General features: G+C 64.0%; 7 protein-coding genes and 1 pseudogene. 2 read left to right on the top strand and 6 right to left on the bottom strand.

Annotation, left to right across the window (positions count from 1 at the left end; genetic code table 11):
* Positions 1-51 precede the first annotated feature (51 nt).
* The gene (locus Q0O40_RS13710) at positions 52-1,125 is read left to right on the top strand and encodes an OmpA family protein (protein WP_295530943.1); all 1,074 of its coding nucleotides are present in this window, start codon (positions 52-54) and stop codon (positions 1,123-1,125) included.
* Between the two features lie 331 nt (positions 1,126-1,456).
* Positions 1,457-4,018 (top strand): TonB-dependent receptor, encoded by a 2,562-nt coding sequence (locus Q0O40_RS13705; RefSeq protein WP_295530940.1) that lies wholly within the window; start codon positions 1,457-1,459, stop codon positions 4,016-4,018.
* A 28-nt stretch (positions 4,019-4,046) separates the two neighbouring features.
* On the opposite strand, the gene Q0O40_RS13700 is transcribed toward Q0O40_RS13705, so the two are convergent.
* The 6 genes and pseudogenes from Q0O40_RS13700 to Q0O40_RS13675 all read right to left on the bottom strand — a co-directional run.
* Complete coding sequence (locus Q0O40_RS13700; RefSeq protein WP_295530937.1) at positions 4,047-4,559, bottom strand: MarR family transcriptional regulator; 513 nt, start codon at positions 4,557-4,559, stop codon at positions 4,047-4,049.
* A gap of 72 nt (positions 4,560-4,631) precedes the next feature.
* The gene (locus Q0O40_RS13695) at positions 4,632-6,206 is read right to left on the bottom strand and encodes a GMC family oxidoreductase (protein WP_295530934.1); all 1,575 of its coding nucleotides are present in this window, start codon (positions 6,204-6,206) and stop codon (positions 4,632-4,634) included.
* Positions 6,203-6,766 carry a gluconate 2-dehydrogenase subunit 3 family protein gene (locus tag Q0O40_RS13690; protein WP_295530931.1) on the bottom strand — a complete coding sequence of 188 codons (564 nt, stop codon included), beginning with the start codon at positions 6,764-6,766 and terminating at the stop codon, positions 6,203-6,205. Before Q0O40_RS13690 ends, Q0O40_RS13695 begins: the two co-directional genes overlap by 4 nt.
* Positions 6,763-8,301 carry an indolepyruvate oxidoreductase subunit beta family protein gene (locus tag Q0O40_RS13685; protein ID WP_295530928.1) on the bottom strand — a complete coding sequence of 513 codons (1,539 nt, stop codon included), beginning with the start codon at positions 8,299-8,301 and terminating at the stop codon, positions 6,763-6,765. Before Q0O40_RS13685 ends, Q0O40_RS13690 begins: the two co-directional genes overlap by 4 nt.
* On the bottom strand, positions 8,298-10,415 hold the full coding sequence (locus tag Q0O40_RS13680; protein WP_295530925.1) for an indolepyruvate ferredoxin oxidoreductase subunit alpha: 2,118 nt from the start codon (positions 10,413-10,415) through the stop codon (positions 8,298-8,300). The genes Q0O40_RS13685 and Q0O40_RS13680 overlap by 4 nt, the downstream gene beginning before the upstream one ends.
* Positions 10,408-10,610, bottom strand: a pseudogene (locus Q0O40_RS13675) (cyclase family protein); the annotation flags it as partial. The gene Q0O40_RS13680 and the pseudogene Q0O40_RS13675, both read right to left, overlap by 8 nt.

Genomic DNA, 10,610 nt, shown 5'->3' with positions numbered 1-10,610 from the left:
CGTTAAAGGCTCCCACATACTTTCTGCGATTTCGCTAAAGGGGATTTAACTATGCGGAATTTGGTCTTGGGCCTCGCTTTGGCGACAACGGCGCTGGCAACTCCAGCGTTTGCTCGAAATGATGCTTGGTATGTTGAAGTTGATGCCGGCTCGATGATACTGGAAGACTCGACGTTGACAGTTGGTGGCGCCAACAATGCAACGAAGCTTGACTCCAGGCTTGGTTATGATTTCGGCGGCATCATCGGTTACGACTTCGGTGGCTTCCGCCTCGAAACCGAACTGAGCTATCGCCGCGCGCAGCTGCACAGAGTGTCAAACGCAACCGGCTATGGCTTGAACGGCGGGGCACAAGCGCTCAGCTACATGATCAATGGCTTGCTTGATTTTGGCCCGGACGACGGCTTCCAAGGGTTTGTTGGTGGCGGTATTGGTGTTGCCAACGTCAAGTATTCGTTGACTTCGTTGCCCTTCGGCGTGAACGACTCGGATACCAAGTTCGCATGGCAGCTGTTTTACGGCATCCGGACCCCGATTAACAAGCACTGGGACGTGGGCCTGAAGTACCGTTACTTCAATGCCGCGAGCCTTGCTTTGATTGGCAATGGCCCCAACTTGGGTCAAACGCTGAACACCCGGTGGCGTTCGCATTCGTTTATGGGCACACTGGCCTACAACTTTGGTGGTGCTGAGCCGATGCCGGCTCCCCCGCCGCCGCCGCCGCCCCCTCCTGCCCCGCCGCCACCCCCGCCGCCGCCGCCGCCTGCGCCGGTTTGCAACAAGGGTCCCTACATCGTATTCTTCGACTGGGATAAGTCGCTTATCACAGCAGAGGCATCGGCGATTTTGGATAACGCGGTCACCGCATATGGCAATTGCGCCAGCGTTCCGATCATGCTTGCTGGCTATGCGGACCGTTCGGGCGCGGTGAAGTACAACCAGGGACTGTCGCAGCGCCGCAACGCTGCAGTCACATCGTACCTGACCGAGCATGGCATTCCGTCTAGCGCGATCACCAGCCAGGCGTTCGGTGAAAGCAACCCACGCGTTCCGACAGCTGACGGCGTTCGTGAACTCCAGAACCGCCGCGTGGAAATCACGTATGGTCCGGGTTCGGGCATGTAACTTTCGGCAATTTGCCGAATCTACTCGATTTGGGGGCTGGAGCGATCCGGCCCCCTTTTATTTGTGCTCGCCATGGCAAAAGGTTCGCTCAGCGCCGCCCCGAAATAGTTATCGATCTGGTCGCGCCGTGCCCGCAAACCCGACAGACCTTGCGTTCGACGCACGCAACCACGGCACCGATCAGCATCTCATTGGTGCAAGTCAAACGGCAACGCTCGCGTTTGAATGCACAGTTCACCTGCCATAAATTCTGAAGCCTCCATGGCCGAAGCGGGGGGGCCGCAAGAGATACAGCGCTTATGCCTGCTTCTGATTTTTAGGCTTACTGATCATGAACCGCGGCCCCAACTCGATCAATTCCTCGGCGCTTGCGGTTATTCTGGCAATCGGGACGCCCTCGATCCTGGCTGCGCAGCCATCTTCGCCAAGCGGACCGGCAACTGCTCCGTTGACCGCTGCTGCGCCATCCGAGACCGTTGACGAAGAACCTGAAATCGTCGTGGTCGGGCAGCGCGAGCGCGGCGTGGTGGCAGGCAACATCAAGCCTGAACTGCAACTCAGAGCGGCCGACATTCGGGCCTATGGGGTCAGTTCGATCGCCGAATTGCTCACCGCTCTGGCACCGCAGGTGCACGGCACAAACAGCGGCCCGCCGGTCGTCCTGCTCGCTGGTCAGCGGATTTCCAGCTTTGCCGAAATCCGCGACGTGCCGACCGAAGCCATCGCGCGCGTCGATATCCTGCCCGAAGAAGTCGCGCTCAAATATGGCTACGCAGCGGGGCAGCGAGTGGTCAACATCGTGCTGCGCCAACGCTTCCGGGCGGTGACCGGCGAATTCTCCGATATTCAGCCGACGCGCGGCGGCGCGAACAACCCGCAAGGCGAGGCCAATCTGCTCCGCATTCAAAAGGACAGCCGCTTTACGGTGAACCTCAAAGCCAGCCAGCGCGGCGCGTTGCTGGAAAGCGGGCGCGATATCATCAACCCTGCGCCGGCCAGCCCGTTCGATCCTGACAGGCAGATCACCAGCCTCACGCAGAGCCGAACGCTTACCCCCGCAACCACGAACGCATCGGCCAATGTCGTGTTCAATCAGACCATCTTCGATGACGTGGCCGCAACCATCAATGGCACGATTGAACATACCGAATCGGCGGCGCTGCGCGGGTTGCCGCGGCTTTTGCTGATAGTACCGCCGGACAATCCGTTTGCGCAGGAATCGACGCCGATGACGCTCTCGGGCTTTGTACCGGGGGTCGCGCCGCTGACTCAAGACAGTCAGGGGCTCAAGGGTCATTTGGGCATGACCTTTTCCAGCAGCGCACGCAAATGGCGCTGGAATTTGACCGCAAGCTACGATTACAGCGCGCTGCGCACGCAAAGCGATGCCGGGCTGGATCCCGCAGCCTTGCAGGCCGCGCTGGATGTGAACGATCCGGCGGTCAATCCTTATGGCTTGTTGCCCCCCGCGCTGCTGCTCCGCCGTCCACTGGACCGCGCCAGCGCAATTTCGAACAGCGGCGCGGTGGATTTGCTGGTCACCGGCTCTGCGTTCAAGATGCCGGCCGGCGAAGTTGTCAGCAGCATGAGAATTGGCGGGCAGCTGAGCACGTTCGACAACAGCGCCGACCGGCTTGGCATCCAGAGCAGAGCGGCACTGTCGCGCAATATCGTCAGCGGCCAGATCAACCTGGATGTGCCGATCACCAGCCGCCGCAGAGGCATTCTGGCCGCGATTGGCGATCTCTCGCTCAACGGCAATTTCGCCGCACAACAAATCTCGGGCTTCGGCATGCTGACCACCCGGGGTTATGGGCTGGTCTGGGCCCCGGCAGAACCGTTGAGCTTTGTCCTTTCGGTGACAGACGACGATCAGGCACCGACCGTGCAGCAGCTTGGCAATCCGCTGATTACAAACCTTGCCGTGCCTGCGTTCGATTTTGCCAGCGTCACCTCGGTGCTGGTTTCGCAGATCAGTGGCGGGAATGCGGGCTTGCTCGCGGCCACGGCGCATAGCTTCAAGGCTGAAGGCAATTGGAAGCTGCTACGAGGCTCCGATCTGACCCTGACTGCGACTTATCAGCGGCGGCGCACCGATAACGCAATAGCCAGCTTCCCGTTGGCGACTAGCGCCGTTCAAGCCGCCTTTGCAGACCGCTTTGCGCGCAACTCTGATGGAATTCTGACGCAGATCGATACACGTCCGGTCAACTTCGCCCGGACAGAAGATGAGTCCGTGCGCTGGGGCATCAATTTTTCCAAGCCGATCAAATCACGGCAAATTGCCCCCAGCGATGCGCGCAGAATGTTCGGTGGTGGCGGGGCGCCACGAAGCGGGGGCGAGCGGGCGCCGAGCGGCGGATTCGGCAGAGGCGGCGGCGGGGGCGGCGGCTTTGGCGGGGGTGGGGGCCGCTTGCAGTTTGCCATTTATCACACCTGGAACTTGAAGAATTCTGCGCTCATCCGGCCTGGTCTGCCGGTGCTTGATCTGCTGAATGGAGATGCCACCGGCAGCAACGGCGGGCAGCCGCGCCATGAGATCGAGGTGCAGGCGGGACTTTCTCGGAATGGCTTTGGCGCGCGGCTTGAGGCAAATTGGCGCAGCGCCACCCGGATCAATGGCGCGACAGGAATGCCCCAAGACCGGCTGAACTTTGCCGACCTTGGAACCATCGACCTACGGCTTTTCGCCAACCTCGGCGTGCAGCCCAACCTGATCCGCGCGCATCCGTGGCTCCGCGGGACGCGGGTGACTCTGTCCGTCGCCAACCTGTTCGATGCGCGCCAGAAGGTTACCGATGGCGATGGCCGCACACCCTTTACGTTCCAACCTGCCTATCTTGATCCCATTGGACGAACCGTCCGCATCAGTTTGCGCAAAGTGTTCTATTGAAAGCAGGCCGAGTGGGATTGCGGTTTGCCTAACCCTCGCGAGCTCTAGAGCCATTGGCAGCAGGAAATGGCAATGCATCAAGCTGGTCAAACAGACGCCTGAGCTGGCCGACGAGCACGTCGACATCTTGGGCGCGCGTGTCAGGGAAAGTCGCAGAGAACACGCGGCTTCCTTCGGCGCGCACTTTTTCAAGCGCGGCGCGGCCTGCATCGGTCATGCGCACATGCGTCACGCGGCCATCGGTCTCGCTGATTTCGGTGGCCACCAATCCATCGGCCACCATCCGCTGCACGATCCGTGTCATGGTGGCGAGTTTCACCACGCTGCGTTCAGATAGAACCGACACGGCGGCGGGCTCGTCTTCCGCCAGAATCATCAAGACCCGCCAGCGCGGCACATCCATGCCAATCGCCTTCAGGTTCCGCTCCATCTGCAACAGATATCGGCCCGAAGCCTGCGTGAGCCAATAGAACGGCGACTCTTCCAGCCGGAAACCGGGCGAAGCAGGATTGGCGCGCTCCCAGCGCGCGTTCACGGTCATGGGCAAGCTTTATCGGCAACCTCGCTGCTCGCCTAGCCGGTATTGGCTTCGCGATCAGCAAGCGGCCAAGATTCAGCCGAACTGCGCCCAATCGCGCACCAGCGACTCGGCTGATCGCAGCGCCAGCGCGTGGACGGTGAATGTCGGGTTCACGGCAGAGGCAGTGGGAAACAGGCTGGGGCCGGCCACGATCAGATTGGGAACGTCGTGCAGGCGGCCGAGCGAATCGGTGACCGAGCGGGCCGGATCCGCGCCCATGATGCAGCCGCCCATGAGATGTTGTCCTGCAATCGGCGAGCGCCAGTTCTCGCTTGCCCCTGCCGCCTTCATGATCGCTGCGCCTTCGTCTGCCGCCGCCGCAATCAATGTCTTCGCGTCGTTGCCATAACGGTGGGTTATCTGCGCCAAGGGCAGGCCGTGCGCATCGCGCGCAGCGCCAAGCGAAACGCGGTTTGCCGCATCGGGCAAAGGCTCGCACAGTGCCACCATATTGCCCAGCCCGCGCGCGGCTTTGCGCATGAACTGATCGAGCGCGGGGCCGATGATATCGGGGCGGCTCATCGCGATGCCCAGCAGATCGTTGGGCTTCAGCGCCTGCGCAATCATCCACTGGCGGCTGCCCAGCGCGCCGGGCGTTGCATCTTTGGCGAAATGATCCTGATTGAGCAGTTGGCCGCCGGTCGGGCCGAGATAATTCTGCATGTCCTGATCAAACATCCCGAACACGCTGATCGAGGGATGCGCCATCAGATACGCACCGAGCAGGCCACTGGCATTACCAAGGCCGCCGGCATGTTTGTCAGTCGCCGAATTGAACAGGATGCGCGGCGTTTCGATGGCAAAGGCAGCGATAACGACCGCGCGTGCACGCTGGATATGGCGCACGCCGCCTGCGCCAACATATTCCACCCCGATGGCGCGGGCTCCTGCGCCGTCCATCAGCACGCGGGTGACATGTGCATCGGCGCGAAACTCCGCTCCCGCCTGCAATGCCCGTGGGATGTATGTCACCAGCGGATTGGCAAGCGCGCCGGTCGGGCAGCCCGCATCGCACCAGCCATCCATCAGGCACGCCGGGCGGCCTTGATACTCCTGCGTCAGGATCGCCATGGGCAGCGGCGCTGTGTTCAGCCCGCGCGCCTCAAAGCCGCGCGCGATGGCCTGCCCTTGCGCAAAAGCCGGAACCGGGGGAAGCGGATAAGCTGCGCCGGGTGGTCGCCACTTTTCCTGCGCGGCGTCGCCAGCCACGCCAACATCGGCCTGCACACGGTCGTAAAACGGGCGCAGCGTCTCGTAGCCGATCGGCCAGTCAAGACCACGCCCGTGCTCGCTCGCCATTCGGAAATCGGCCGGATGAAGGCGCGGCCAAACCGCATAATGGTGGATCGCCGCGCCGCCATAGCCATGGCCGCCATTGAAGCTGACCCCGGCCCCGTCTGCGCCCACGTCGCTCGCGGCAGGCGCGGTCCACTTCAACCGCCGGGCCCAAAGCTGCGAGCTGTAAAGATCGCCTAGCTTGCGCGGCGGTCCGCCTTCGAGCACCACAACAGAGCGTCCGGCGGCGGCCAGCACCGCCGCGTGCACGCTGCCCGCCGCGCCCGCGCCGACGATGACGACATCGACTTCGTGGTTCGCGTGCTTGCTCACCAGCGCCTCGGCGGAAGAATGTGCTCCATATATGGCACCCCGAGCATCTCGAACCCGGCCTGCGTGCCATACACGACATCGACCGCGTCCCCGCGCAGCGCCAGATAGAACAGCCGCGCAGGAGGCCCGGTCCAGCCCGACGGGGCCCCGGCCAAAAGCGATGCAGCCAGCGTGAGCGCGGGGTCAGCGGCAAGCGCGGCAAATGGCTTCTCATGCGCCGCCTTTGCCGCCGCGTCGAGGCCGGCAAAACCAGCCGCATAAAAATCACGGAACGGCGGCAGCACACCGAAGTACCGCGCGATCAGCAGGCTCTCTGAGGGATCGGCGGCAAGCTGGCTGTCAACATACTCAGCGATACCAGCGGCGCGCGCGCCCGGCACCATGGTCTCGCAAAGATGGCCCAGCGTTTCGGCCTCCATCGGCGAGAGGACCTGCGGCACTGCGGCCATCGCATGGGCCTCGGCTGGTGATACCCGCACGAGCCGTCCTGCCACCATGCACGCAATGGTCAGCGCGCCCGCCTTGATCAGCCCGCGCCGACCCAGCGTTGCGGCGCTCATTCTGCAGCTGCCAATGCCGCTGGGCGGGGCTCAGCGCTTGCTGCCGCGACCGCAGGAGCCTCCTCCGCTAAGGCAGCAAGCGCGGCAGTCAACGCGCGCGACTCGTCATCTGCCAGCGCCGCGCGGTGCAGCGCCGCAAGCCGCTCAGCGCCGTCGCCGCGCTGGGCCAGTGCCGGCAGCTCGCGCATGATCGCGGCGAAATTGGCGAGACCGCGCGCATGCGTGTCTGAATAGCCGCGCACAAGGCGCTGCAATCGGATGACCTCGATCCCCAACGCCAGATCGCCGCGTGCGGCGCTTACCGCGCTGGCCAGCCACGCTTCGATCCGCGCTTCCTCTACCTTGAACCGCAACGATAGCGGCCGCCAGCGCCGCAGCCGCGCAATGCCCCATAGCAGGAGAAAGCCGCTGAGGCTTGATGTCGTGACCTGCCGGTCGCGGTCGATCAGCGGAGTCAGCCAGCGGCGCAGGCGCGCGCTGTTCTGGAGGCGCTGGGCAAGCCCGGCGGGAAGCATGTCGATCACTTCCTCAAAGCGCGGGTGCATGAATTCGGTTGTGCGCGCCAGCACATCCTGCCCAGCGCGCACTTCGCCCGCGACCCGCGCGGTGCGGGAGGCGCGGGTCTTGAGATCGGCCACGCGGATCACATCCTCATAACTCATCCACAAAGCGAGATGGCGCGCGGTAGCGGCGGCCAGAGCTCCCTCCCCGCCCAGCGCGCGCTCGGCCTGCGCCACGGCCTCGACCCGCTCCAGATACCGCGCCGTATGCGCCTTGTCCTGATAGTCGGTCAGCCGTTCGGCCCCGAGCCGGGCGAAAGCCTGCGCCGCCTCGGGCAGGCTTGCGATCCGTTCGGCCAGCGCGGGAAGAGCAGCGCCTTCTGGCACAGCCACTGCGCGGCGCGGCGCGGCAATCGCGGGCGGCGGCGAAGCGGCAGCCAGATCAAACCCAGCGCCAAACGCCGCAAGGCTGGTCTTGACGCCCACTCCGGCGCGGGCAATCGCCGCCTCATAATCCTGACGCGCAAAGGGCATCACCCCTGATCCAGCCAGCGCGCCGAGCAAAGTGGCCGAAATGATCGAGCCGTGCGCCGCCGCCAAAGCATCGAGATCGGCCAGCACCAGCCGCTTGGCCGAGGCGATGCACCCTTCCAGCACTGCGCTTGCGGAAAACGCGCCATCGCCCATCGCCGATTTCTCGCCAATCGCAAAGATGCGGTGAGACGAGGCGATCAGCGTGGTGCGACCGGGCGTCACCAGCCCGCGCGCCACGGCGCGGCCTGCCTCCATCAGTTCGGAAGCCAGCACGACATCGACATCGCCGGGGGACGGCATCAGGGCAAAGATCGGCTCCGGCCCGGGCGGGGCTATCTCGATGTAATAGACCGTCGCGCCGGTCCGCTGCGCCACGCCCGGCACACTGGTCGCCTGGGTCCACCAACCGGCATGTTCTGCGGTGTCGGCAATCCAGTCGGCCAGCACACCCCCGCCCTGCCCGCCCAGCGCATGGATCGAAAGGCGCAGAGGCCGTGTCATGCCAGCCGCGCCAGCCGTCGCTTGTCGCTCCAGCGTTGCAGCGTCCCCGTAACCTGCGTTTGCACCTTCGCCCAGCGGCGCTCCCATGGCCCCGCATTGTGGATCAGATCGGCGCGGTAAAAGCTGGGGCAGAGGATCGCGGCATGGGCGATTTCGCCGCAAACGCCGCAGCCAACGCAATCCTGCGCCACCGCAGCAACCGGGTCCTCGCGCAGCGGATCGGGATTGGGCGCAACCGTCAGTGTCGGACAGCCCGAGAGCCGTATGCAGCTATGATCGCCGGTGCAGACATCGGGATCGACGCCGAAGCGCGCGCGTACCCGGCGCTCCCCCTGTTTGACGGCAGCGGCAAACAGGGGCTTTTCGCGGCGTTGGCGATTGAGCATGCATTCACCCACCGCGATGATAACCTTGGGGCCCGATTCGCGCGTGGTCAGCGCCTCTTTGAGCGCGGCCTTGAACTGCTTGATCCGGTAGGTCTCAACCGTGCGGACCCATTCCACACCCACGCCGCGCACCGCATCCTCGATCCGGTGATGCCCGCTGCGGGTGGCGGGCGCGTTTTTCGAGGAGAGGATGTCCTGTCCGCCGGTTGCAGCAGAATAGCCATTGTCGACGATCACCAGGACGTTGTCAGACTTGTTGAACACCGCATTGCCGACCCCGCTGGTCAGGCCATTGTGCCAGAACCCGCCATCGCCCATCACACTAATCGTGCGCTTTGCATCGGCGACATTGAATGCCGCTGCGCCTGCAAAGCCAAGGCCATAACCCATCGTGGTGTTGCCGATGTTGAACGGCGGCAAGATCGAAAAGAGATGGCAGCCGATGTCGCAGCTCACATGGAACGGGCCCAGCTCGCGCATCAGCAGCTTCATTGCGGTGAACACCGGCCGCTCCGGGCAGCCAGTGCAAAAGCCCGCCGGGCGCGCGGGGACGTGCGCCATCGAGAGCGCAGGCGGCGCGGGCGGCGCAGGGGCCGCGCGCCCGCCATGCTCCGCTAGAAACGCCTCTAGCCCCGCCCTGATCACCGCACCGGTGTATTCGCCCGCCAGCGGGAACGTGCCCTTGCCCACAATCGCGGTATTCACATCGGCGCGGCGCAGCGCGGCGGCGATGGCATCTTCCATAAACGCCGGCTGGCCTTCCTCGACAATCAGCACCGCGCGCTTGCCTGCGCAGAATTGCACGATTTCGGCGGGCACCAGCGGATAGGTAACGTTCAGCACCAGTGTCGGCAGGTCCAGCCCGCCGATCCCGTCGCCGAGCCCCGCCATCTCCATCGCGCGCGCCAGCGTGTTGAACATGCCGCCCTGAACGATGATGCCCAGTTCGCCCTCGTCCGGTCCGAAACGCTCATTGAGCTTGTGGGCGGTAATATAGTCGATAGCAGCGGGCCAGCGCCGCTCGATCTTTTCGTGCTCGTGCAGGAAATTGGCCGGGGGCAGCACAATCCGGTCGGTATCGCGCACCGGCGCATTCATCGCATCGCGCAAAGTAAACGCCGGGCGCACGTTGTCCTTGGCGGCAAACCGCCCGGTCATGTGGCAGGCGCGGATGCGCAGTTCGAGCATCACCGGGGTATTGGAAGCCTCGCTCAGGCAAAAACCGTGCTCGACCATATCGACGATATGCGCAAGGTTCGGACGCGGATCGAGCAGCCAGATTTGCGATTTCATCGCAAAAGCATGGCTGCGCTCCTGCATGATCGACGAGCCTTCGCCATAATCCTCGCCCACGATCACCAGCGCGCCGCCCTTTACGCCGCCGCTGGCGACATTGGCGAGGGCATCGGAGGCAACGTTGGTGCCCACCGTCGATTTCCACGTTACCGCGCCGCGCAGCGGATAATTGACGCTCGCGGCCAGCATCGCCGCCGCCGTGGCTTCAGAAGCGGATTGTTCAAAATGGATCCCAAGCTCGCGCAGCAACGGATCGGCGTCGGCAAAGACGTCCATCAAATGGCTGATCGGCGATCCCTGATAGCCGCCGACATAGCTGACCCCAGATTGCAGCAGCGCCTTGGTAACGGCAAGGATGCCCTCCCCATGAAACACATCGCCCTGCCCCAGCCGCAGCCGCTCCACCTCTCGGGCAAACGAGCGCTCAGCCATCGATGAGCGCCAGGACGCGCAGCGGCGAGCCCGAGCCGCCCACAATCTTGAGCGGGGCGGCAAAAATGAGCGCCCCTGTGGGCGGCAACTGATCAAGGTTGGTGAGGCACTGGAGCCCATAGCGCCCCGCGCCGTGCAGCAATGTATGCGCCGGATATTGGGGATCAAACAGATGCGCCTGCCCCGCGTCGGTCC

This window comes from Novosphingobium sp. Chol11 (assembly GCF_945870625.1).
Classification (GTDB): domain Bacteria; phylum Pseudomonadota; class Alphaproteobacteria; order Sphingomonadales; family Sphingomonadaceae; genus Novosphingobium.
This window is presented reverse-complemented; position numbering and strand designations above follow the sequence as displayed.

Coding starts and splice junctions, on each gene's coding strand:
- Q0O40_RS13710 (WP_295530943.1), top strand. CDS start 52: ATGCGGAATTTGGTCTTGGGCCTCGCTTTGGCGACAACGGCGCTGGCA.
- Q0O40_RS13705 (WP_295530940.1), top strand. CDS start 1,457: ATGAACCGCGGCCCCAACTCGATCAATTCCTCGGCGCTTGCGGTTATT.
- Q0O40_RS13700 (WP_295530937.1), bottom strand. CDS start 4,559: ATGACCGTGAACGCGCGCTGGGAGCGCGCCAATCCTGCTTCGCCCGGT.
- Q0O40_RS13690 (WP_295530931.1), bottom strand. CDS start 6,766: ATGAGCGCCGCAACGCTGGGTCGGCGCGGGCTGATCAAGGCGGGCGCG.
- Q0O40_RS13685 (WP_295530928.1), bottom strand. CDS start 8,301: ATGACACGGCCTCTGCGCCTTTCGATCCATGCGCTGGGCGGGCAGGGC.
- Q0O40_RS13680 (WP_295530925.1), bottom strand. CDS start 10,415: ATGGCTGAGCGCTCGTTTGCCCGAGAGGTGGAGCGGCTGCGGCTGGGG.